Annotated in this window: 23 protein-coding genes; 21 read left to right on the top strand and 2 right to left on the bottom strand. The window is 70.0% G+C overall.

The features are described 5' to 3' along the window. The 3 genes from ACILQS_RS09385 to ACILQS_RS09375 all read left to right on the top strand — a co-directional run. The coding region (locus ACILQS_RS09385; RefSeq protein WP_395639859.1) for a preprotein translocase subunit SecY at window positions 1-413 on the top strand (413 nt) is incomplete at its 5' end. Continuing rightward, a complete protein-coding gene (locus ACILQS_RS09380; protein WP_395639858.1) occupies window positions 410-1,000 on the top strand; it encodes an adenylate kinase in 591 nt (196 codons plus the stop codon). The genes ACILQS_RS09385 and ACILQS_RS09380, both read left to right, overlap by 4 nt. A gap of 7 nt (window positions 1,001-1,007) precedes the next feature. Continuing rightward, window positions 1,008-1,703 (top strand): hypothetical protein, encoded by a 696-nt coding sequence (locus ACILQS_RS09375; RefSeq protein WP_395639857.1) that lies wholly within the window; start codon window positions 1,008-1,010, stop codon window positions 1,701-1,703. Window positions 1,704-1,716: 13 nt separating this feature from the next. On the opposite strand, the gene ACILQS_RS09370 is transcribed toward ACILQS_RS09375, so the two are convergent. Then, the gene (locus ACILQS_RS09370) at window positions 1,717-3,594 is read right to left on the bottom strand and encodes a BglG family transcription antiterminator (RefSeq protein WP_395639856.1); all 1,878 of its coding nucleotides are present in this window, start codon (window positions 3,592-3,594) and stop codon (window positions 1,717-1,719) included. A gap of 465 nt (window positions 3,595-4,059) precedes the next feature. Here ACILQS_RS09370 and ACILQS_RS09365 point away from each other — a divergent pair, with 465 nt between their 5' ends. The 16 genes from ACILQS_RS09365 to rplQ all read left to right on the top strand — a co-directional run bounded on the left by ACILQS_RS09365 (window position 4,060) and on the right by rplQ (window position 18,311). Beyond that, window positions 4,060-4,323 carry an HPr family phosphocarrier protein gene (locus tag ACILQS_RS09365; protein ID WP_395639860.1) on the top strand — a complete coding sequence of 88 codons (264 nt, stop codon included), beginning with the start codon at window positions 4,060-4,062 and terminating at the stop codon, window positions 4,321-4,323. After that, window positions 4,320-5,972, top strand: a complete 1,653-nt coding sequence (gene ptsP, locus ACILQS_RS09360) for a phosphoenolpyruvate--protein phosphotransferase (RefSeq protein ID WP_395639855.1) — start codon at window positions 4,320-4,322, stop codon at window positions 5,970-5,972. Before ACILQS_RS09365 ends, ptsP begins: the two co-directional genes overlap by 4 nt. A gap of 58 nt (window positions 5,973-6,030) precedes the next feature. Next, entirely contained in the window at window positions 6,031-7,551 is a 1,521-nt protein-coding gene (locus ACILQS_RS09355; protein ID WP_395639854.1) for a PTS mannitol transporter subunit IICB, read from the top strand. A gap of 102 nt (window positions 7,552-7,653) precedes the next feature. Beyond that, entirely contained in the window at window positions 7,654-8,085 is a 432-nt protein-coding gene (locus ACILQS_RS09350) for a PTS sugar transporter subunit IIA (protein ID WP_395639853.1), read from the top strand. A gap of 2 nt (window positions 8,086-8,087) precedes the next feature. Then, window positions 8,088-9,224 (top strand): mannitol-1-phosphate 5-dehydrogenase, encoded by a 1,137-nt coding sequence (locus ACILQS_RS09345; RefSeq protein ID WP_395639852.1) that lies wholly within the window; start codon window positions 8,088-8,090, stop codon window positions 9,222-9,224. Between the two features lie 124 nt (window positions 9,225-9,348). Further along, window positions 9,349-10,527 carry an efflux RND transporter periplasmic adaptor subunit gene (locus ACILQS_RS09340; protein ID WP_395639851.1) on the top strand — a complete coding sequence of 393 codons (1,179 nt, stop codon included), beginning with the start codon at window positions 9,349-9,351 and terminating at the stop codon, window positions 10,525-10,527. Then, a complete protein-coding gene (locus ACILQS_RS09335; RefSeq protein WP_395639850.1) occupies window positions 10,524-11,240 on the top strand; it encodes an ABC transporter ATP-binding protein in 717 nt (238 codons plus the stop codon). The genes ACILQS_RS09340 and ACILQS_RS09335 overlap by 4 nt, the downstream gene beginning before the upstream one ends. Further along, window positions 11,237-12,469, top strand: coding sequence for an ABC transporter permease (locus ACILQS_RS09330; RefSeq protein ID WP_395639849.1), 1,233 nt, complete (start codon window positions 11,237-11,239; stop codon window positions 12,467-12,469). The genes ACILQS_RS09335 and ACILQS_RS09330 overlap by 4 nt, the downstream gene beginning before the upstream one ends. Window positions 12,470-12,498: 29 nt before the next feature. Next, the gene (locus ACILQS_RS09325; protein ID WP_395639848.1) at window positions 12,499-13,335 is read left to right on the top strand and encodes a hypothetical protein; all 837 of its coding nucleotides are present in this window, start codon (window positions 12,499-12,501) and stop codon (window positions 13,333-13,335) included. After that, the gene (locus ACILQS_RS09320; protein WP_395639847.1) at window positions 13,332-15,059 is read left to right on the top strand and encodes an efflux RND transporter periplasmic adaptor subunit; all 1,728 of its coding nucleotides are present in this window, start codon (window positions 13,332-13,334) and stop codon (window positions 15,057-15,059) included. The genes ACILQS_RS09325 and ACILQS_RS09320 overlap by 4 nt, the downstream gene beginning before the upstream one ends. Window positions 15,060-15,214: 155 nt before the next feature. Further along, entirely contained in the window at window positions 15,215-15,436 is a 222-nt protein-coding gene (infA, locus tag ACILQS_RS09315) for a translation initiation factor IF-1 (protein WP_191283558.1), read from the top strand. A gap of 67 nt (window positions 15,437-15,503) precedes the next feature. Continuing rightward, window positions 15,504-15,620, top strand: coding sequence for a 50S ribosomal protein L36 (rpmJ, locus tag ACILQS_RS09310; protein ID WP_055821300.1), 117 nt, complete (start codon window positions 15,504-15,506; stop codon window positions 15,618-15,620). Between the two features lie 202 nt (window positions 15,621-15,822). After that, window positions 15,823-16,203, top strand: a complete 381-nt coding sequence (gene rpsM, locus ACILQS_RS09305) for a 30S ribosomal protein S13 (protein WP_191283557.1) — start codon at window positions 15,823-15,825, stop codon at window positions 16,201-16,203. Next, a complete protein-coding gene (gene rpsK / locus ACILQS_RS09300) occupies window positions 16,203-16,607 on the top strand; it encodes a 30S ribosomal protein S11 (protein ID WP_395639846.1) in 405 nt (134 codons plus the stop codon). Before rpsM ends, rpsK begins: the two co-directional genes overlap by 1 nt. 96 nt (window positions 16,608-16,703) lie before the next feature. Then, the gene (locus ACILQS_RS09295) at window positions 16,704-17,696 is read left to right on the top strand and encodes a DNA-directed RNA polymerase subunit alpha (protein WP_395639845.1); all 993 of its coding nucleotides are present in this window, start codon (window positions 16,704-16,706) and stop codon (window positions 17,694-17,696) included. A 42-nt stretch (window positions 17,697-17,738) separates the two neighbouring features. Continuing rightward, entirely contained in the window at window positions 17,739-18,311 is a 573-nt protein-coding gene (gene rplQ / locus ACILQS_RS09290; RefSeq protein ID WP_395639844.1) for a 50S ribosomal protein L17, read from the top strand. A 75-nt stretch (window positions 18,312-18,386) separates the two neighbouring features. Here rplQ and ACILQS_RS09285 read toward each other — a convergent pair whose 3' ends face one another. After that, entirely contained in the window at window positions 18,387-20,261 is a 1,875-nt protein-coding gene (locus ACILQS_RS09285; protein ID WP_395639843.1) for an acyltransferase family protein, read from the bottom strand. A 45-nt stretch (window positions 20,262-20,306) separates the two neighbouring features. Here ACILQS_RS09285 and ACILQS_RS09280 point away from each other — a divergent pair, with 45 nt between their 5' ends. After that, window positions 20,307-21,200 carry a tRNA pseudouridine synthase A gene (locus ACILQS_RS09280; RefSeq protein ID WP_395639842.1) on the top strand — a complete coding sequence of 298 codons (894 nt, stop codon included), beginning with the start codon at window positions 20,307-20,309 and terminating at the stop codon, window positions 21,198-21,200. 127 nt (window positions 21,201-21,327) lie between these two features. Beyond that, window positions 21,328-21,678, top strand: a 351-nt coding sequence (rplM, locus tag ACILQS_RS09275; protein ID WP_395639841.1) for a 50S ribosomal protein L13, incomplete at its 3' end; no start/stop codon positions are given.

Raw genomic sequence — 21,678 nt, 5'->3', positions numbered from 1 at the left:
GCTGGGTCACCTGGATCAACGACAACCTCACCAACGGCGGACATCCGCTGTACATGGCGCTGTACTTCCTGCTCATCGTCGGCTTCACCTACTTCTACGTCGCGATCACCTTCAACCCCGAAGAGGTCGCCGACAACATGAAGAAGTACGGCGGCTTCATCCCGGGCATCCGCGCGGGGCGTCCGACGGCCGAGTACCTCGACTACGTGCTCACCCGCGTCACGCTCCCGGGCTCGCTCTACCTCGGTCTCGTCGCGCTGATCCCCTTGATCGCCCTCGTGGCGATCAACGCGAACCAGAACTTCCCGTTCGGCGGCACGAGCATCCTGATCATGGTCGGGGTCGGGCTCGAGACGGTGAAGCAGATCGACTCGCAACTGCAGCAGCGTCACTACGAGGGACTCCTGCGGTGACCCGGCTGCTCATCGTGGGCCCGCCCGGGGCCGGCAAGGGCACCCAGGCGGCGCGGATCTCGGAGCGCTTCGGGATCCCGACGATCTCGACCGGCGACATCTTCCGCACGAACATCGCCGACGAGACCGAACTCGGCAAGCAGGTCAAGGCGATCGTGGATGCCGGCGACTACGTCCCCGACTCGCTCACGAACGCGCTCGTCACCGACCGCCTCAACGAAGCGGATGCCGACGGCGGCTTCCTGCTCGACGGCTATCCGCGTACTCCCGACCAGGTGCAGTACCTGACGGATCTGCTCGCGCAGCGCGGGCACACGCTCGACGCCGTGATCCGGCTCGTCGCCGACCAGGACGAGATCGTGCGGCGCCTGCGTCAGCGCTCGCTCGACCAGGGTCGGGTCGACGACTCGGAGGAGGCGATCCGGCACCGCCAGGACGTCTACATCCGCGAGACCGCCCCGCTCATCGACATGTTCCGTGAGCAGGGGCTGCTCATCGAGGTCGATGGCCTCGGCGCGATCGACGACGTGACCACGCGCATCTTCGACGCCCTCGACGAGCGCGGCCTCCGCACCGCCGCCGCCTGACCCGATCGTGCGTCGGTCGGGGAGCGCGGTCGGCGCGCTCCTCGGGATGCTGCTGCTCGCCTCGTGCGCGATCACGCCGCCCGTGCTCGGCGGTCCTTTCGCCGACGACGCGGCGCCGCCGACCGCGGGTGGACCGCGGACGGATGAGGATGTCGCGGCGCTGCTGATCCTGGGCGATCCCGAATCCCCGCTGGGCGCGTCGAGTGTCGCCGACGATCTCGCCGACGCCCAGAACGCCGCGCCCGAGGTCGATCCCGCGCCTTGCCGCGACAGCACGGTCGCGCTCGTGCTCTTCGACCGTGACGGCACGGCCGAGGGCACGGTGTTCCGACCGCCCACGCTCTTCCGGGATGCGCCGGGGGCCGATCTGCTGGTGACCCAGGTCGCGCGGCGATTCGCGTCGCCGGCCGACGCGGACGACTTCCTGGGCGACCTGCGCGCGGCGCGGTCGGCCTGCCCCGCGTACACGACCGCCGACGGGTCCACCGTCGAACAGGCCGTCGTCGCGGGCGACCTCGCGGTGAGCTCGGCCGGGTTCGCGGTCACCGTCACCTCAGGGGATGGCAGTTCGATCCAGACCTACGAGTGGGTGCTGGTCGAGGGCGACGTCGCGATCTCGCTGCGGGCCGACCTGCTCGATGAGGACGCGGCGGCGACGCTTCGCGCCCTCGCCGAGGAGTACGCCGACCGATTGATCGGGTAACCGGCAAATTCGGTTACTCGTCGATGAGTCGAACGAGCTCGTCGATGTAGGTGGGGAAATCGATCGACGCTCGGATCAGCCGCAGCACGTCGGAGCGCTCGCTGAACACTTCGACGAACTGCTCGAACACCGTCTGGAACTTCGCGCGATCCTTCGCGCTGAACGCCACGAGGGCGACGACCTGCACGGTTCCCTCGCCCCACCGGATGGGGTTCTCGAACAGCGCGATCCCGATCGCGGTGCGCTTCGCCGACATCGTGAGCGCGTGCGGCACGGCGAGCCACTCGGTGAATGCCGTCGACGAGATGCGCTCGCGGGCGAGCACGCCGTCGAGGTAGTCGTCGTCGATGATCCCGCGCTCCTGCATCCGCTCCCCGAGCAGGCGGATGAGGCTCTCCGCATCCCGCGCACCGGGGTCCCGGAAGAAGAGCGCGTCGTCGAAGTAGAGCAGCAGCTCGTCGGCGATCGCGCGGCGACGACGCTGACGACGGATGCGGGTGATCGCCCCGCGCACGGCATCCAGGTCGGCGTCGGTCGGCAGGGGCTGCACGATGACGACGTTCGCCGGGCGCACCTCCCAGGGCACGGTGGAGATCACCAGGTCGGCCTGCAGCGCGGCCGGGTCGACATCGGTGCGGGTCAGCACGCGGTCGATGACGACGTCGTCGCCGAGGGCCGGCAGGATGCGGCGCTCCAGCAGTTCGGCGATGTCGTGGTAGCCGGGGCTGACCAGTACGCAGCTGAGGCGCGCGCCATGCGTCGCGCGGCGCTCGAGGTGTGACCCGATGTGCAGCGCGATGTAGGCGATCTCGTCCTCGCCGATCGAGATGTCGAACGCCTGCTGGATCTCGGCCGCGATGAAGACCGCCAGCTCGTAGGTGAGCGGATAGGACGACTTGATGGTGCGCGCGAGCGGATTGGGGTTGCCCACCCCTTCACGGGCGCGGATGACGAGGTTGCCGACATGGGCGCCGAGTCGGGTGAGGAAGGCGTCGTCGTCGAGGTCGACGAGGAACTCCTCCTGGGCGTGGTCGACGATGCGACGCAGGACCTCCACGTGCTCGCCGCCGTCGCGGGGGAGCACGCGGGTGCCGGCGCGGGTGGTGAGCAGCGTCGTGAGCGCGGTGAGCTCGCCCGCGGGGAGCCGCGTGCCGAACCGCTCGGCGACGAGCCGATCGAGGTCGGCGGCGACGGGATCGCCCGGCGTGGGGGCCCGGTCGGCGAGCGCCGACCCGCGCGAGCGCTCCACGGCGATCGCGGTGTGCAGCAGCACCCGGTCGAGGCCGAACTCGTTGATCGTGTAGCCCTGCGTCTCGAGCACGCCGATGACGTCGGTCTTGAAGCCGGAGAGATCGTCGATGCCGAAGGACTCCTGCACGCGGCGGAGGTCGATGAGTCCGTGGGCCTGCTCCTCGGAGAACAGGCGGCTCACGAGGCGGCGGTGGCCGGCATCCGGGCCCTCGAGCCGCACGTGGTCGCCGTCGCGGACGAGGTCGAGCCCCGCCTCGCGGGCGGCCGCCCGCACCTGCCGGAGGTCGCCTTCGATCGTCGACTCGCTCACGAACAGCGAGTCGGCGAGCTCGTGCACGTCGAGCTCGACGCCGGCGTGCGTGAGCCGGGTGACGAGGAACGTCATCCGCTCCCGGGGCGTCCCCACCCGTTCGGCGCTACGGTCGCGGTTGGCGAACTCGGCGTGCGCGTCGCGATTGAGCCGATAGCCGTCGGGGGAGGAGAGGATGACGTCGAGGGGGGCCGCGGCCACCTTGACGGCGGTCACGTAGCTGCGCACCGTGCGGGTGGAGACCCCGAGGTGCTCGGCGATCTCGCTCGCCGGCGTCCACCCCTCGCTGCGCGAGAGGTAGGCCAGCAGCATCGGTGACTTGTCGGCCATGTCGCTGCCACTCAACCAGCTCTTCCGGCCCGGCGCCACGGAGTGGGGCCTTCCGCGGGGGCGGAAGCGAATCTGGTGGGGCGCCACGCCCCGCTTCGCAAGACTGAACGGGTACTGCCCGGCTTGGAATCGCGAGGAGGCGACATGGCGACGATCGTGCTCGTCTGTGCGGCCGGGGTCTCCGGCACCTTCCTCGCCCGGCGCATCGCCGCCTCGCTCCCCGAGATCGACTTCGTCGTCGCGACGGAGCACGCCCTCGATGACGTGCTGTCCGACGCGGACGCCGTCCTCGTCGCCTCCCATCTCGAAGGTTCGGTCGACGCGATCCGGCTCCGCGCGGCCCCCCGGCCCGTCGGCATCCTCTCACCCGATGCGATGACCCCGGCCGGCAGCATCCTCGCCGTCGACGCGGTCGACGCCCTGATCCAGTCCCTCATCGAAGCATCACCGCAAAGGAGCACCGAATTGTCTGAGCGCACCGTCGTCGTCGCCTCGAGCCACGGGCTGCACGCCCGGCCGGCCGCCCTGTTCACCCAGACCGCCGCGAAGGCGGGGATCCCGGTGAAGATCACCAAGGGCGACCGCACGGTCGACGCGTCGAGCATCCTCGGCGTCATCTCGCTGGGCATCGACCACGGCGACGAGGTGCTGCTCGCGGCCGAGGGCGAGGATGCCGAGGCGGCCCTCGACGCACTCGAGGCGATGCTGCTCGAGGACCACGACGCGTGACCACCCTGAGCGGAATCGGTGTCGGTCGCGGGCTCGCGGTCGGCCCGGTACTGCGCATGCCCGATCCGCTGCCGGAGCCCCCGACGACGCAGAGCACCCTCGGCCCCGACGCCGAGAAAGAACGCGTCATGCACGCGCTCGCGGCGACGGCTGACGACATCCGGGCCCGGGCCGCGAAGGCGGGCGGCATGGCGGGCGAGGTGCTCGAGGCGCAGGCGCTGATGATGGACGACCCGATGCTGAAGACCGATGTGGATGCCCGCATCGACACCGGTGCGACGGCCGAGCGGGCCGTGCACGAGGCGTTCGGTGTCTTCCGCGACATGCTCGCCGGCATCGGCGGATATCTCGGGGAGCGCGCCGCCGACCTCGACGACGTCTCACGCCGGGCGATCGCCCGCATCGCGGGGGTGCCCGCTCCGGGGGTGCCCGAGAGCGACGTGCCGTTCGTGCTCGTCGCCCGCGACCTCGCCCCCGCCGACACCGCGCTGCTCGACCCGGAACTCGTGCTGGCGATCGTGACGAGCGAGGGCGGCAAGACCTCGCACACCGCGATCCTCGCCGGTGAGAAGGGGCTGCCCGCGATCGTCGGTGTGGCCGGAGCGCTCGACCTCGCCGAGGGCACCACGGTCATCGTGGATGCCGGCGCCGGCACCGTCGAGGCCGACCCGTCGGCGGAGGCGCTGGCCACCGCCGAGCAGAAGATCGCCGACCGAGCGGCCCGCGTGCACACCACGGGACCCGGGGCGCTCGCCGACGGCACCGCCATCCCACTGCTGGCGAACCTCGGTTCGGCCGAGGGCGTCGATTCCGCGGTCGCCGCGGGGGCGGAGGGCGTCGGGTTGTTCCGCACCGAGTTCCTGTTCCTCGACTCCTCGTCGGCCCCGAGCGTCGAGACGCAGAAGTCCGCGTACTCCGCCGTGCTCGCCGGCTTCCCCGGCAAGAAGGTCGTCGTGCGGGCCCTCGACGCCGGCGCCGACAAGCCGCTCGCCTTCCTCAATGACGCCGAGGAGGAGAACCCGGCCCTCGGGCTCCGCGGCATCCGCTCCCTGCGGGCGAGCGAGCAGATCCTGCGCGACCAGCTCACCGCGCTCGCCCAGGCGGAGGCCGAGAACGAGGCCGAGGTCTGGGTGATGGCGCCGATGGTCGCCACGGTCGACGAGACCCGCTACTTCACCGGCCTCGCGCGCGAACTCGGGTTGACGACGGCCGGCGTCATGGTCGAGGTCCCCGCCGCGGCGCTGCTCGCCGACCGCATCCTCGCCGTCGCCGACTTCGCCTCGATCGGCACCAACGACCTCACCCAGTACACGATGGCGGCCGACCGGATGCTCGGCTCGGTGGCGTCGTTCCAGGATCCGTGGCACCCGGCCGTGCTCAAGCTCGTCGGCGAGATCGGATCCGCAGGCACGACCTCCGACAAGCCCGTCGGCGTGTGCGGCGAGGCCGCCGCCGACCCGAAGCTCGCCGTCGTGCTCGTCGGCCTCGGCGTCACGACCCTCTCGATGTCCGCCCCGGCGATCGCCGACGTGCGCGACGAGCTCGCCCGGTGGACCCTCGCCGGCGCGCGCGACGCGGCTCAGGCCGCCCTCGCCGCGGAGGACGCCGCCGGCGCCCGCGCCGCGGTCGAGGGTCTCACTCCCGCCTGACCCCCGCGTAACACCCCTCACCACGGCAGTACCCCTCACACAAAGGAGAAATACCACCATGACAACGACGTCAACCGCCGCTGCGCCGGCCGGCGCACGAGTGAGAGTGCAGAAGTTCGGCACCTTCCTCAGCGGCATGATCATGCCGAACATCTCGGCATTCATCGCCTGGGGTCTCATCACGGCGCTCTTCATCCCGACCGGCTGGGTCGGGTTCGACGGACCCGTCGAAGCCTGGCGTTGGGCGGGCTCGCCGATTCTCGGCGGCGGCGAATTCGAGGGCACGAACTACGTGGGTCTCGTCGGCCCGATCATCACGTACCTGCTGCCCCTCCTGATCGCCTACACCGGCGGCAAGATGGTCTACGACACCCGCGGAGGCGTCATCGGCGCCGTCGTCGCGATGGGCGTGATCATCGGAGCCTCCGGCACGATCATGTTCCTCGGCGCGATGATCTGCGGCCCGGCCGCGGCCTGGATCCTCAAGCAGGTCGACAAGATCTGGGCGGGCAAGGTCAAGGCGGGCTTCGAGATGCTCGTCGACAACTTCTCGGCCGGCATCCTCGGCTTCATCCTGGCGATGGCCTCGTTCTGGCTGCTCGCCCCGGTCGTGAAGTGGTTCGCCGACCTGCTCGGCGGCGCGGTGGGCTTCCTCACCGAGAGCGGACTCATCCCGCTCGCGTCGATCATCGTCGAGCCGGCGAAGGTGCTCTTCCTCAACAACGCCATCAACCACGGCGTGTTCACCCCGCTCGGCGTCGAGCAGGTCGCCGAGCAGGGCAAGAGCCTGCTGTTCCTCGTCGAGGCCAACCCCGGCCCCGGCGCGGGTCTGCTGCTCGCCATCACCGTCTTCGGTGTCGGCGCGGCACGCGCGACGGCTCCCGGCGCGTTCATCATCCAGTTCCTCGGCGGGATCCACGAGGTGTACTTCCCGTACGTCCTCGCCAAGCCGATCCTGCTCCTCGCCATGATCGGCGGCGGCGCGACCGGTGTGCTCACCAACGTGATCTTCCAGTCCGGACTGCGGGCCCCGGCCTCGCCCGGCTCGATCTTCGCGGTGCTGATCTCGACGGCGAACGACAGCTACCTCGGCGTCATCCTCTCGGTGGTGCTCTCGGCGGCGGTCACGTTCCTCATCGCGTCCGTCATCCTGCGGGCCAGCCGCAAGCGCGACCTCGAGGCGGCCGACGCCTCGTTCGCCGCGGCGATCGCGCAGACCGAGGCCAACAAGGGCAAGTCCAGCTCGGTGCTCTCCGGCCTCGCCGGAGCTGCGGCCGCGGGGACGATCTCGAACATCGTGTTCGCGTGCGACGCGGGCATGGGCTCGAGCGCGATGGGCGCCACGGTGCTGCGCAAGAAGCTGAAGGATGCCGGCGTCACCGGGGTCACGGTCACCAACAAGGCGATCGCGAACCTCGACGGCACGGCGGATCTCGTGATCACGCAGCAGGAACTCACCGAACGCGCGAAGCAGAAGGAGCCGAAGGCGGTCCACGTCTCGGTGGACAACTTCATGGCAAGCCCCGCGTACGACGAGGTCGTCGCGACCGTCGCCGACCGCCAGAAGGCCAAGAAGTAGTCATCACCCGCTGGTAAGAAACAGCGCGCAGGATGGGTGCGGGGCGGTGGATTTCTCTCCCGCCCCGCACTCTCCTCCATTCGCCACTCGGGAAGGAACCCCATGACCAACGTCCTCGACCTCGACCGCATCAAGCTGTCGGGGGATGCCCGCACCCGTGACGACGCGATCCGCGAGGTGGGGGCCCTGCTCGTCGACTCCGGCAGCGTCACGCAGGCCTACGCGGACGCGATGTTCGACCGCGAGGCGTCGGTGTCCACCTACATGGGCAATCTCCTCGCCATCCCGCACGGGACGAACGAGGCCAAGGACGGGATCATCTCCTCCGCGCTCGCCGTGATCCGGTACGACCAGCCGATCGACTGGAACGGCAACCCGGTGCGCTACGTCGTCGGCATCGCCGGCAAGGGAGACGACCACCTCGGCATCCTGTCCGGCATCGCGATCGCGTTCAGCGACGAGGCGACGGTCGAGAAGCTCGGGGCGGCCTCGACCCCCCAGGAGTTCGCCGACCTCATCGACCTGGACGCCTAGGGATGCCCACCGCCGTCCACTTCGGCGCCGGCAACATCGGTCGCGGCTTCATCGGACTGCTGCTGCACGAGGCCGGCTACGACGTGGTGTTCTCCGATGTGAACGCCAGCCTCATCGGCCTGCTCAACTCGACGCCGTCCTACCGCGTGATCGAGGCGGGCGCCGGGGGCGCGGAGAAGACGGTGACCGGCTACCGGGGGATCGACTCGTCGGCGGATCCCGACGCGCTCGTCGCCGCCATCGCCTCGGCCGACGTCGTCACGACCGCGGTCGGCCCCAACGTGCTGAGATTCGTCGCCCCGGCGATCGCGGCGGGTATCCTCGCCCGTCCCGTCTCGGCGGGACCGCTCGCCGTGATGGCGTGCGAGAACGCGCTCGGGGCGACCGCGCTGCTGCGCGACGAGGTGCTGAAGCGCGCCCCCGCCGAAGAAGTCGGGGTGCGCGCCGTCTTCGCGAACACCGCCGTCGACCGGATCGTGCCCGAGCAGACCACCGACGGACTCGACGTGCTCGTGGAGCCGTACTGCGAGTGGGCGGTCGAGTCCGCCCCGTTCGGCGCCGTGGTCCCCGACATCCCGGGTGCGCACTTCGTGCCCGATCTCGCGCCGTACATCGAGCGGAAATTGTTCACCGTCAACACCGGTCACGCCACGACCGCCTACTACGGCCGCCTCGCCGGTCACGCGACGATCGCCGCCGCCCTCGCAGACGCCTCGGTGCGCGCCGCCGTGGAAGCGGTACTGGGCGAGACGGCCGCATTCCTGATCGCGAAACACGACTTCCCCGCCGCGGAGCAGCAGGCCTACCTCGAAAAGACCCTCGGGCGCTTCAGCAATCCCGCCATCGACGACTCCGTGGAGCGGGTCGGCCGCCAACCGATGCGCAAGCTCTCGCGGCACGAGAGGTTCGTCGGTCCCGCGTCGGAGATCGCCGAGTCCGGGGGATCGACGGATGCGCTGCTGGGGGCGATGGGTGCGGCCCTCCGCTTCGATGTCCCCGGCGACGACGAGGCCGTGACGTTGCAGGCCATGCTGCGTGACGGCGCCGACATCCCGGCCGAGGTGATGGGCCTCAGCCCCGCCGACGCGCTCTACGACGGTGCCGCCGCCACGGTCGCCGCCGCGCGCGCCGCACTCTGATCACTCGCTCCCACCCGAGCGGCCGGGACCCATAGACGACTCCAAGCCTCCCCTGGTGGAGCACATGTGAACCTCGCCGACGCTGGACGACGTCCCCACGTCCCCTGCGTTGCATTGGAGAGCTGTGAGTCTGTTCAGACTGGCGAAGAGATTGCGTCGTCGCACCTGGATCATCATCGGAGCGGTGACTCTGGTGGTCGCCGCAGCGGTGACCGTGAGCCTCGTGCTCCTGCTGCCGACCCGGTCAGCGGCGCAGGAGGTGACAACGACCGCGACCGCGAGTCTCGAGACGATCGAGCAGAGCGTCGAGGTCACCGGCACCCTGTCGCCGCTGGTGAGCGAGGAGGTTGCCTTCCCGGCCAGTGGCACCGTGCTGACGGTGGATGTCGTCGCCGGACAGACGGTCGCCGCGGGCGACGTGCTCGGCACGATCGACACCCTGCAGGCCACCGCCGACTTGTTGCAGGCGCAGGCGGATCTCGCCTCGGCGCAGGCCGACCTCTCCGACGCATCGACCACCGCGGCGATCGCTGCCGCCAACGCCTCCGTCGCCGTCAGCCAAGCGGCTGTCGATGATGCTCAGGCCGCACTCGACGGAACCACCCTGGTGGCGCCGGTCGCGGGCGTCGTGACCAGCGTCGACGTGGAGACCGGGGATGTCGTCGGCTCCACCTCGTCGGGAACAGCCGGCGGAAGCACCGCGTCGACCAGCACCGCCGCGTTCACGATCGTCGGGCAGGACTCCTGGCAGGTCGCGGCGACCGTCGGTGAAGCCGAGATGGCCCTCATCGCCGTCGACAACCAGGTCGAACTGTCGACCGACGACGGAACCGAGATCTTCGGGCTGGTGTCCGAGGTCGGGCTGTTGCCGTCGACCGACGACGGCACCGCCGCGTACCCGGTGACGATCACCGTGACCGGGACCGCCGAAGGCCTCTACGACGGCATCTCGGTCACCGCGACGATCATCTACGAACGGCGGACCGACGTGCTGACGGTGCCGAGTGCGGCCATCACCACCGCTGAAGACGGGACGAGTACCGTCACCCTCGTCACGGCGGACGGCAGCGAGATCGAGACGACCGTCGAAGTCGGCGAGAGCAGCGGGACCCTCACCGAAATCCTCTCCGGCCTCGCGGAAGGCGATGAGGTCGTCGTGGCGTCCTTCACCCCGGGTGAGGGCAACAGCGGCACCTTCACGGGGGGCGACGGAGGCACCTTCCCCGACGGATTCACTCCTCCCGACGGATTCACTCCTCCCGACGGGGGCACCTTCCCGGGCGGAACGGGGGAGAACGGATGAGCGCCCGGCCGAGCACGACCCGTCCGCGCACGGTCATCGACCTCGCCGACGTGCGCAAGACCTACCGCTCGGGAACGATCGAGTTCGAAGCACTTCGCGGCGTCGACCTCGCGATCGAGGAGGGCGAGTACGTCTCGATCATGGGACCGTCGGGGTCGGGCAAGTCGACTCTGATGAATCTGCTCGGGTGTCTCGACACCCTCACCAGCGGGTCGTACCGACTCGCTGGGCAGGACATCGCCGACCACGACGAGCAGGAACTCGCTCGCATCCGCAACCGCGAGATCGGATTCGTCTTCCAGGGCTTCAACCTCCTCCCGTCGCTGTCCGCCGTGCAGAACGTCGAGCTCCCGCTCGTGTACGCCGGAATCGGCCGCGAGGAGCGACGGGAGCGCGCCGCTCGGGCTCTCGACCGCGTCGGTCTCGGAGATCGCCTCGCCAACCGGCCGGGTGAGCTCTCCGGTGGACAGCAGCAGCGCGTCGCCGTCGCCCGAGCCCTCGTCGGTGAGCCGACGATCATCCTCGCCGACGAGCCGACGGGCAATCTCGACTCGGTCTCCACCGGCGACGTGCTGAGGCTTTTCGATGAACTCCATGCCTCGGGCCGAACCATCGTGCTCATCACTCACGAACCCGAGGTCGCCGAGCGCACCCGTCGGATCGTGCGGGTGCGCGACGGCCTCATCCAGAGCGATGAGGCGGTGGCAGCATGAACTGGGCTGAGACCTTCCGCACGGCGGCCGACGCGGTGCGCTCGCACCTGCTTCGATCCCTGCTCACCGTGCTCGGCATCCTCATCGGGATCGCCGCTGTCATCCTCACCGTCGGGCTCGGGCTCGGGACCCAGAAGGACGTCAGTGCGCAGATCAGTTCGCTCGGCAGCAACCTGCTCATCGTGGCCCCGGGCAGCAGCACCGATGGCAGCGGCCAGCGCGGCGGCTTCGGCACCGCGTCGACGCTCACCCTCGCGGATGCCGAAGCTCTGGCCTCGAGCGTGAGTGCTCCCGACATCAGCGGCGTCGCCGCCGAGAAGTCGACCTCGCTCAGCCTCGAGGCGAACGACACCAACTGGACCACGACCGTGACCGGTGTGACCACGTCGTGGCTCGACGTGCGAGCGCGGGAGATCGCATACGGCACCTTCATCACCGAGGAGGATGTCAACTCGACCGCACGTGTCGTCGTGCTCGGTTCCGAGACCGCGACCGAGCTCTTCGGCCGGGCCAACGTGGTCGGCCAGAGCGTCACCATCGACGGGACGGCGTTCGAGATCGTCGGAGTGCTGGAGTCGGCGGGGTCCAGCAGTTCGACCAATCTCGACGACATCGCGATCGTGCCCATGTCGACAGCGGCCAACGTGCTGATCGGCGGCACGACGAGCACGAGCGTCTCGACGGTCTATGTGCAGGCGGCGTCGGCCGAGCAGCTCTCGGCGGCCTATCAGGAGGCCGAGACCATCCTGCTCAACCGGCACGGCATCACCGACAGCGACAGCGCCGATTTCTCGCTCAGCAGTCAGGACGCTCTGGTCGAGACGGCCACCTCCGTCTACCAGACGCTCACCGTGCTGCTGACCGGCATCGCGGCGCTCTCGCTCCTCGTCGGCGGGATCGGCGTCATGAACATCCAGCTGGTCTCGGTCACCGAACGCACCCGTGAGATCGGCTTGCGCAAGGCCCTCGGTGCCCCGCCCGGCGTGATCCGTCGACAGTTCCTGTTCGAGGCGGCGATCCTCGGACTCTCCGGCGGCGTGCTCGGCGCGCTGCTCGGTTCGGTCGCCGCACTCATCCTGCCCGGAGTCATCGGGTCGTCGATCGTGCTCTCGGGTGAGGCCATCGCGCTCGCGATCGCCGTCTCGATCGTGATCGGCATCACCTTCGGCGTCTACCCCGCCGCCCGCGCCGCTCGCCTCGCCCCGATCGACGCGCTCCGCACCGAGTGACCCGTCCTACCCCTGTGAAGGAGACATCCATGACCCCCACCTCCCGCCCCGCGGCCCGATGGGCGCTACCGTTCGCATTCGTCGCGGCGGTCGCTCTCACCCTGACCGGCTGCGCCGCAGCGACGACTGCGACGACGACCACCGACTCGACGGCCGAGGTCGCGACTCCGTCGGACACGGCGCGCGGCATCTCGGGTGAGATCGCCGCGGTGTCCGACGACCTGCTGCAAGTGCAGGACGCCGACTCCCAGACCGCCGTGTCATACACGGCCGACACGGTCGTGAGCGTCGAGACCGCCGGCAGCCTCGCCGATGTCGTCGTCGGCTCGTGCGTCGTCGCGATGAGCGCCGACGGCGTCGCGACGTCGATCACCGTGACGGCCGCGGTCGACGGCGAGTGTGCAGCGACCGGGGGGTTCCCCGGCGGGGGCGAGGCCCCGAGTGGCGCGCCGACGGGGATGCCGACCGATGGTGAGGTACCCGAGGGGATGCCGACCGACGGCGAGATGCCTGACGGCATGCCGACCGGGTCACCCGGTTTCCAGGGCGGCGGAGAGTTCGCGACGGGGATCGTGAGCGCCGTCTCCGGGTCGACGATCACGCTCGAGACGACGGAGGCCGAGACCACTACGCTGACGGCGGCCGACGACACGGCGTACACGATCACGGTTGCGGGCGATGCCTCGGCTCTCGAGGTGGGACTCTGCGTGAGCGCCGACGGCGAGGCGGACACCTCCGGCGGGTTCGCCGCCACGGCGCTCACCGTCTCTCAGCCGGGCGACGACGGCTGCTCGACCTTCGCAGGCTTCGGGGGCGGCATGCCCGCAGGCGGGGCCGCGCCCGAGGACGCCGAGGACGCCGAATGAGCGTCCGGGAGACGGCAATCGTCGTCGCACGTCGCACAGGGTCCGGGATCACGAGCGCGGCCCGTCGCGGCCGAGCGGTGCTGATCGGTGTTCCGCGCAAGCTCCGCATCCCGCTGGCCTTCGGCACCGCGGGTGTGCTCGTCGTCGCAGGCGCCGGGCTGGCCTGGGCGTCGACGGGGTCCTCGAACTCGGCGTACGTCACCGCGGTCGCCGAGGTCGGATCCGTCGACGAGCAGTTGGCGCTGACTGGCTCGCTCGCCTCGGCCACCCGTCGCGACGTCGCCTTCACGGTCGCCGGAACCGTCGCGACGGTCGAGGTCGCCACCGGGGACGAGGTGGTCGCCGGCGCGACCCTCGCGACCCTCGACCTCGACGAGCTCCAGGACGCCGTCGACACGGCCGAGGAGTCGGTCGCCCGAGCCGAGCAGCAACTCGACGACGACCTCACCGGGCAGACCACGACCTCGTCGACGTCGTCCGGTGGGGGTGCCTCGTCGTCGTCCACCGCAGCGACCGACCCGTCCGAGAGCGGAGCGCTCGACGAACAGATCGCCGCGGTCGTCGCCGCCCAGGACGCGCTGCTGGCGCTCATGGATGCGGCCGACACCTCGCTCGCTGAGGCGCACACCGCCGGCACCGACGCGACCGCGGTCTGCGACCCCTTCCTCGCCGCGACCCTTCCCGACGATCCGGCGGCGTTCGACGCGACGGCTCTCGCCGCCATCCAGGATCTGCTGAGCACGTGCACCTCCGCCATCGATGGGGTTCTCGACGCGGCAGACGTCGCTGCCGCTGCGCAAGATGCCGTCGCGGCGTCGATGGATGCCCTCGACGCCGCGATCGACGACCTGCAGCAGGCGGCGGCCGAGCTGGAGACGTCGCTCTCGTCGGGAACCGATTCGACCGGGAGCGGCGGATCGGGATCTTCGACCGCCGCGGGATCCGGCGGCTCAACCTCCCAGTCGACCGCCAGCGCCGCCGACATCGTCGCCGACCGTGCCGCGATCGCGGCAGCGGAAGCGGAACTGGCGATCGCGAAGTCCGCCCTCGGCGCGGCCGCCCTGGTCAGCCCGATCGACGGGACGGTCGCGCAGGTCGCGCTCGCGGTGGGCGACGAGGTCGAAGCCGGATCGACCACGGCGATCATCACGATCATCGGCGACGACGGCTACATCGTCGAGACGACGGTCGGGCTCGCAGACCTCACGAAGCTCGCCGTCGGCCAGAGCGGTGAGGCGGTGATCTCGAGCTCCGGCGCGAGCTACGCCGCGAGCGTCGTCGCCCTCGGATTCGTGAATGTTGCGACCGACTCCACGACTCCCTCGTACACGCTCACGATCTCGGTCGACGCCGGAGGGGAGGTGCTGCTCAACGGAGCCGCGGTACAGATCGTGATCGATGTCGCGGCGGCGAGTGACGTGATCGTCGTCCCCGTCTCCGCGGTGCACCGCAGCGACACGGGCGACACCGTGGATGTCCTCGTCAACGGCCAGGTCGAAGCCCGCGCCGTCGAGATCGGCGCCGTGGGCGACGTCTACGTCGAGATCACGTCGGGCCTCGAAGAAGGCGACGTCGTCGTGCTCGCCGATTCGACCGAGGAGATCACGGCGGAGACCGACGAGACCACGACCGGGCTGACCGGGATCGGCGGCGGCACCCAGACCGGGCCCGGTGGCGGCGGCGAGCCTCCCACCGGGGGCTTCCCGACCGCGCCGCAGGGCTGATCGGAGCGCCCGGGAAGGTCATACGACATCCCGGGCGCTCTCGGCTGGCGCGACACGCCCGAATGACGTAGTGTTGACCCTTGGTGCCTTTCGGCGGCTTCGGCCTGCCTGTGCACCACACCCACCCCGCAGATCAGCAAAGCACTAGTAGAGGTATGGCGAAAAAAGACGGCGTCATCGAGCTTGAAGGCTCGGTGCTGGAGGCTCTTCCGAACGCGATGTTCCGCGTAGAGCTCACGAACGGGCACAAGGTGCTCGCTCACATCTCCGGCAAGATGCGCCAGAACTACATCCGCATCCTTCCTGAGGACCGTGTCGTCGTCGAGCTCAGCCCGTACGACCTCACCCGCGGACGCATCGTCTACCGCTACAAGTAAGCGCTGCTGAGAAGTAACGCCCCGCGACCCGTGTCACGGGGACGATGACAGCGAGAGAAGAAGAATCATGAAGGTCAACCCCAGCGTCAAGCCCATCTGCGACCACTGCAAGGTGATCCGTCGCAACGGCCGCGTCATGGTCATCTGCAAGAGCAACCCGCGTCACAAGCAGCGCCAGGGCTGAAGCCCTGGCGCTAGGAAAGTCCTTTCGGACTTTCCGGATTGTGACGGCCGCGGGCGTCCCGCCCGCGGCTCACGCAGGCTCAGATTTCACAACTGAACATCCTCAAGCGTCACCAAGATCCCGCGGAAGCGGGGGACACCTCGGGTCGGAGGCCCGGGCACCGGAGACGCACAGACCTCCGAAATCTCTCAGGAGTAACGCAATGGCACGTCTTGCCGGCGTCGACATCCCGCGCGACAAGCGCGTGGAAGTGGCGCTCACCTACATCTACGGGGTCGGCCGCACTCGCGCGCTGTTCACCCTCAAGGAGACCGGGATCTCCGGTGACATCCGGGTCAAGGACCTGACCGACGACCAGCTCGTCGCGCTCCGCGACTTCATCGAAGGCACCTACAAGGTGGAGGGCGACCTCCGTCGTGAGGTGCAGGCCGACATCCGCCGCAAGGTCGAGATCGGTTCCTACGAGGGAATCCGCCACCGCCGCGGCCTCCCGGTGCGCGGTCAGCGCACGAAGACCAACGCGCGTACCCGCAAGGGCCCGAAGCGCACCGTCGCCGGCAAGAAGAAGGCAGGCAAGAAGTAATGGCCGCTCCCAAGGCCTCCGCAGCCGGCCGCAAGCCGCGCCGCAAGGAGAAGAAGAACATCGCCGTGGGCCAGGCCCACATCAAGTCGACGTTCAACAACACCATCGTCTCGATCACCGACCCCTCGGGTGCGGTCATCGCCTGGGCCTCCGGCGGCGACGTCGGCTTCAAGGGCTCGCGCAAGTCGACCCCCTACGCCGCGGGCATGGCTGCTGAAGCCGCCGCGCGCAAGGCGCAGGAGAACGGCATGAAGAAGGTCGACGTCTTCGTCAAGGGCCCCGGTTCGGGCCGCGAGACCGCGATCCGCTCGCTCACCGCAGCGGGCCTCGAGGTCGGCACGATCAACGACGTCACCCCGCAGGCGCACAACGGCGTTCGTCCGCCGAAGCGTCGCCGCGTGTAACCCGGACAACTCTCAACTGAACAACCCGGCGGCCCAGCCACCCGCCGTTCTTCCGTGGGCGTCATATGGCGGACGCCCTCGCTGAAAGGAATACACGTGCTCATTGCACAGCGTCCCACTCTGTCCGAGGAGAGCCTCTCCGAGTTCCGTTCGCGGTTCGTCATCGAGCCCCTGGAGCCCGGCTTCGGGTACACCCTGGGCAACTCGCTGCGTCGCACCCTGCTGTCGTCCATCCCGGGCGCCGCGGTGACCAGCATCCGTATCGACGGGATCCAGCACGAGTTCTCGACGGTTCCGGGTGTCAAGGAAGACGTCGTCGAGGTCGTCCTGAACATCAAGAACCTCGTCGTCTCGAGCGAGCACGACGAGCCGATCACCGCCTACCTGCGCAAGCAGGGTGCGGGCCAGGTCACCGCGGCCGACATCTCGGCCCCGACCGGCGTGGAGATCCACAACCCCGAGCTCGTCATCGCGACGCTCAACGACAAGGCGAAGTTCGAACTCGAGCTCACCATCGAGCGCGGCCGCGGCTACGTGTCGGCGACCCAGAACCGCAGCGAGTTCTCCGAGGCCGGCCAGGTGCCGATCGACTCGATCTACTCGCCCGTGCTCAAGGTCACCTACCGGGTCGAGGCGACGCGTGCCGGGGAGCGCACCGACTTCGACCGCCTGGTCGTCGACGTCGAGACGAAGCCCGCGATCACCCCGCGTGACGCGATCGCGTCGGCCGGCCGCACGCTCGTGGAGCTGTTCGGTCTCGCCCGCGAGCTGAACACCGCCGCCGAGGGCATCGAGATCGGGCCCGCCCCGGTCGACGCCGTCCTCTCCAGCGAGCTCAGCATGCCGATCGAGGACCTCGACCTGAGTGTGCGCAGCTACAACTGCCTCAAGCGCGAGGGGATCAACACGGTCGCCGAGCTGGTCGCCCTCTCGGAGACGCAGTTGATGAACATCCGCAACTTCGGCCAGAAGTCGGTCGACGAGGTGCGGGACAAGCTGACCGAGATGGGCCTGTCGCTCAAGGACAGCGTCCCCGGCTTCGACGGGGCGCACTTCTACGGCGGATACGACGACGAGGAGCAGAGCTGAGCCTCGCGGCCCACGCTCTGACGGAACTGAGAGAGAACCACCATGCCTAAGCCCACCAAGGGTCCCCGCCTCGGAGGCGGCCCGGCTCACGAGCGCCTGCTGCTCGCGAACCTCGCCGCCGCGCTGTTCACGCACGAGCGCATCCAGACGACCGAGACGAAGGCCAAGCGCCTGCGTCCGCTCGCCGAGCGCCTCATCACCTTCGCCAAGCGCGGAGATCTGCACGCCCGTCGCCGGGTGCTCGCGACCATCGCGGACAAGGGCGTCGTGCACAAGCTCTTCACCGAGATCGCGCCGCAGGTCGAGGACCGTGAGGGCGGCTACACCCGCATCACGAAGACCGGCTACCGTAAGGGCGACAACGCTCCGATGGCGGTCATCGAGCTCGTGCTCGAGCCCGTCGTGAAGAAGCCGTCCGCCAAGAAGGCCGCCGCCGCGAAGGCCGCATCCGACGAGAAGCCGGCCAAGGCCGCGAAGCCCGTCGCCGCCGAGGAGGACGTCGTCGAGACGCAGGCCGAGGAGACCGAGGTCGACGCTCCGGTCGAGGACGCCGCTGCGGAGGACACCGCCGCCGAGGAGGCCCCCGAGGCTCCCGCCGAGGACGACGCGAAGTAGCGACAGAGAACATCCCGGAACGGGCTCGCCTTCGGGCGGGCCCGTTCTGCTTTCGACCGGGCCCGCCGCAGCGTGCTAGAACGGCGTCGGCAACGAGAGGCTCGTCGACTCGTCGCGCAGCGGCGGCAGGGCGGCGAGCCGGTCGACGGCGTCGTGGACGGTCGCGGTGAAGATGCCGGCTCCGAACGGCCCGAAGTGCACCTGATCCCGCGCCATCTCGTGCAGGTGGGGCTGGATCGCGTCGTGCCAGTTCGCGAGCTCGACGTTGCGGTACACGAGGGCGAACGACGAGAGCCGGTCGTTGTTCCCGGGGACCCAGCCACGCGGCGCCTGCGTGTTGACCACGACGAGTTCGCGCGTCGGCCCGATCAGCGACCGCACCTGCTCGAGGGTGGCTCCGTCGAACGGACCGTTCGTGCCGAGGGCGATCACGACGACGGGTCGCAGGCCGCCCGCAGCGGCGTAGGACTCCAGGACGCCGGGCGCCGTCGACATCTGCCGGGACACGGCGGCGTCGATCGTGATCCCCGGATACTCGGCCTGGAGCGCGGGCGCGGCCGCGAGCAGCACCGAATCGCCGATCGCGAGAATCTCATCGCCGGTCGTGACGGCGTCCGCGGTAGCCTCCTCGTCCACCGGCGCCGGGGCGGGTTGCGCGGCCTCGTCGATGGCCTCCTGTCCGGCCTCGATGTAAGCCTGGGCCTCGCCGCGGCCCGGATCGGCGGCGAGCGCGAAGACGCTCGCTCCGGCGAGCGCGGTGGCGACCAGCATCCCGGCGCTGGCGCCGAACGCCCGCCGAGAGCGCGGCGCGGCGTCGAGGATGGCCCGGGCCGTGCCGCGGAATCCATGCCGGCGCAGGGGTTGTTCGAGGAAGCGGTAGGAGGGCGTCGCGGCGACGACGGTGATCGCGAGCGCGATGCCGCCGACGCCCGCCGCGCCGAGGCCGTCGCGCGGCCAGGTCGGCAGGGCCGCGCCGACGAGGACGAACACGGGCCAGTGCCACAGGTAGAGCCCGTAGGAGCGCAGCCCGATCCACCGCAACGGCGCGACGTCGAGCACCCGCGCGAACGTCGACCCGGGCACGAGCAGCGCCGCGATCGCGATCGCGCTCAGCACGCTCACCAGGGCCAGCCCGCCGCGATAGGCGAGCACCGAGTCGCCCGGGAGCACGACCGCGAGCGCGAGGAGGGCGGCGATCGAGAGGCTGCCGCCGAGGCCGAGCGTCCAGCGTGCCGCCCGCGAGGTGAGACCCGAACCGCCGAGTCCGCGCCCGACCAGCAGCACCGCGAGGAACGCCCCGACCGCGAGCCCGAAGGCGTGCGTATCGGTGCCGTAGTAGACGCGCGTCGGGTCGAACGTCGCGCCGTCGGCCGGGACCGAAAGTCCCATCCACACCGCAGACGCGATCGCGACGGCGGCGATCAGCGCGAGCCGTGCCGGCCGCGGAATGCGCACGAGCAGGACGACGACGAGCAGCGGCCAGACGAGGTAGAACTGCTCTTCCACGGCGAGCGACCAGAGGTTGCGGAACAGCTCGGGCACGGTCTCGCCGAAGTACGACGAGCCCGCCGCGATGAAGAGCCAGTTGCTCGAGAAGGTCACGGCGCCGACCACCTGAGTGCCGAGGCCCACGAGCACGTCGCCGCCGACGACCAGCGCAGCCGTGCAGCACACGAGCAGCAGCAGGGCGAGCGCGGGCAGCAGGCGCCGCGCTCGCCGAACCCAGAAACCGCGCAACGAGATCCGTCCTGTCGCGGCCCGTTCTCGCAGCAGCAGCGTCGTGATCAGGAAGCCGCTCACGACGAAGAAGATGTCGACGCCGAGGTAGCCGCCGACGAGGGTTCCCGGCAGGAGGTGGAAGACGATCACCGTCGTCACGGCGAGGGCGCGGATGCCGTCGAGCCCCGGCACGCGGAGGCTCTCGGGGCGGGGACTCGTCGGTGAGGTCATGGTGTCGCGGAATCGGGCAGGTCTTCCGTCGACCAGGGTAGCCCGGTGCGGCAGACTTCTCAGGTGCCGCGCATCCGCCTCGACCTCGCCTACGACGGCGGCGGGTTCACCGGATGGGCCAAGCAGCCGGGCCTGCGCACGGTGCAGGGCGAGCTCGAGTCGGCGCTCACGACGATCTTCCGGCGGGGGGGCGTCGCACCCGGGGTGAACGTGGCCGGTCGCACCGACGTCGGCGTGCACGCCACCGGTCAAGTCGCGCACCTCGACCTCGGCGACGCCCAGCTCGCGGACCTCGACCGTCCCCGTCGCGGCGGGTCGGGGCCGACGGGTCTCGACGCGCTCGTGCGCCGCCTCAACGGGATCGCGGGTGCTGCGGGAGACGTGATCGTGCAGCGTGCGACCGTCGCGCCGCCGGGCTTCGACGCGCGCTTCGCCGCCCTCTGGCGGCGCTACGAGTACCGCATCGCGGATGCGCGCGCCTTGCGCGATCCTCGGCGCCGCGGGTTCGAGCTCGGCCACCCGACCGCGCTCGACGAGGACGCCATGCGGGACGCCGCATCCAGTCTCCTCGGCCTCCACGACTTCGCGTCGTTCTGTCGCCCCCGGGAGGGCGCGACGACGATCCGCACCCTTCAGGAGTTCGATTGGGCCCGGGATGCCGACGGCGTGCTCGTCGCCCGGGTGCAGGCCGACGCGTTCTGCCACTCGATGGTGCGCGCCCTGGTCGGCGCGTGCCTCGCGGCGGGCGACGGCCGCCTGGCCGCCGGTCGCGCCGCCCAGTTGCGGGATGCGGCCGCACGCACGAGCGAGTTCGTCGTCGTGCCGGCGAAGGGCTTGACCCTCGTCGGGGTCGGGTATCCGCCGGACGGGGAACTCGCGGCGCGGGCGGAGCAGACCCGGGCGAAGCGGTCGTTTGACGACTCCGGAAGCACGGACTAGTCTTACGAGGTTGCCTCCATCCCGGAGTCAGCGATCCGAGCCCTCCACCGCAGGGTTCGCGTCCATCGGATGCGAACGCTCACCGGAGTGGGATTCACGATCAACTCGAGTGAAAGCAGTTCACACTGTGACGCGTACGTTCAGCCCCAAGCCGGCGGACATCAAGCGCGACTGGGTCGTCATCGACGCGACCGACGTCGTCCTGGGTCGTCTCGCCAGCCACGCCGCCGCCCTGCTGCGCGGCAAGCACAAGCCCACCTTCGCCCCGCACATGGACATGGGCGACTTCGTCATCGTCATCAATGCGGAGAAGATCGCCCTTACCGGCCAGAAGCTCGAGAAGAAGCTGGCCTACCGCCACTCCGGCTACCCGGGCGGGCTGTCGGCGCAGACGTACGTCGAGATGCTCGAGAAGCACCCGACGCGCGCCGTCGAGAAGGCGATCCGCGGCATGCTGCCGAAGAACTCGCTGGGCCGC

The organism is Pseudolysinimonas sp. (genome assembly GCF_044239695.1).
Taxonomy (GTDB): domain Bacteria; phylum Actinomycetota; class Actinomycetes; order Actinomycetales; family Microbacteriaceae; genus Pseudolysinimonas_A.
This window is presented reverse-complemented; position numbering and strand designations above follow the sequence as displayed.

Bases quoted from the DNA above. Each gene is read 5' to 3' on its own strand.
- ACILQS_RS09370 (WP_395639856.1), bottom strand. From the start codon at position 3,594: ATGGCCGACAAGTCACCGATGCTGCTGGCCTACCTCTCGCGCAGCGAG.
- ACILQS_RS09355 (WP_395639854.1), top strand. From the start codon at position 6,031: ATGACAACGACGTCAACCGCCGCTGCGCCGGCCGGCGCACGAGTGAGA.
- ACILQS_RS09350 (WP_395639853.1), top strand. From the start codon at position 7,654: ATGACCAACGTCCTCGACCTCGACCGCATCAAGCTGTCGGGGGATGCC.
- ACILQS_RS09345 (WP_395639852.1), top strand. From the start codon at position 8,088: ATGCCCACCGCCGTCCACTTCGGCGCCGGCAACATCGGTCGCGGCTTC.
- ACILQS_RS09335 (WP_395639850.1), top strand. From the start codon at position 10,524: ATGAGCGCCCGGCCGAGCACGACCCGTCCGCGCACGGTCATCGACCTC.
- ACILQS_RS09330 (WP_395639849.1), top strand. From the start codon at position 11,237: ATGAACTGGGCTGAGACCTTCCGCACGGCGGCCGACGCGGTGCGCTCG.
- ACILQS_RS09325 (WP_395639848.1), top strand. From the start codon at position 12,499: ATGACCCCCACCTCCCGCCCCGCGGCCCGATGGGCGCTACCGTTCGCA.
- ACILQS_RS09320 (WP_395639847.1), top strand. From the start codon at position 13,332: ATGAGCGTCCGGGAGACGGCAATCGTCGTCGCACGTCGCACAGGGTCC.
- infA (WP_191283558.1), top strand. From the start codon at position 15,215: ATGGCGAAAAAAGACGGCGTCATCGAGCTTGAAGGCTCGGTGCTGGAG.
- rpmJ (WP_055821300.1), top strand. From the start codon at position 15,504: ATGAAGGTCAACCCCAGCGTCAAGCCCATCTGCGACCACTGCAAGGTG.
- rpsM (WP_191283557.1), top strand. From the start codon at position 15,823: ATGGCACGTCTTGCCGGCGTCGACATCCCGCGCGACAAGCGCGTGGAA.
- rpsK (WP_395639846.1), top strand. From the start codon at position 16,203: ATGGCCGCTCCCAAGGCCTCCGCAGCCGGCCGCAAGCCGCGCCGCAAG.
- rplQ (WP_395639844.1), top strand. From the start codon at position 17,739: ATGCCTAAGCCCACCAAGGGTCCCCGCCTCGGAGGCGGCCCGGCTCAC.
- ACILQS_RS09285 (WP_395639843.1), bottom strand. From the start codon at position 20,261: ATGACCTCACCGACGAGTCCCCGCCCCGAGAGCCTCCGCGTGCCGGGG.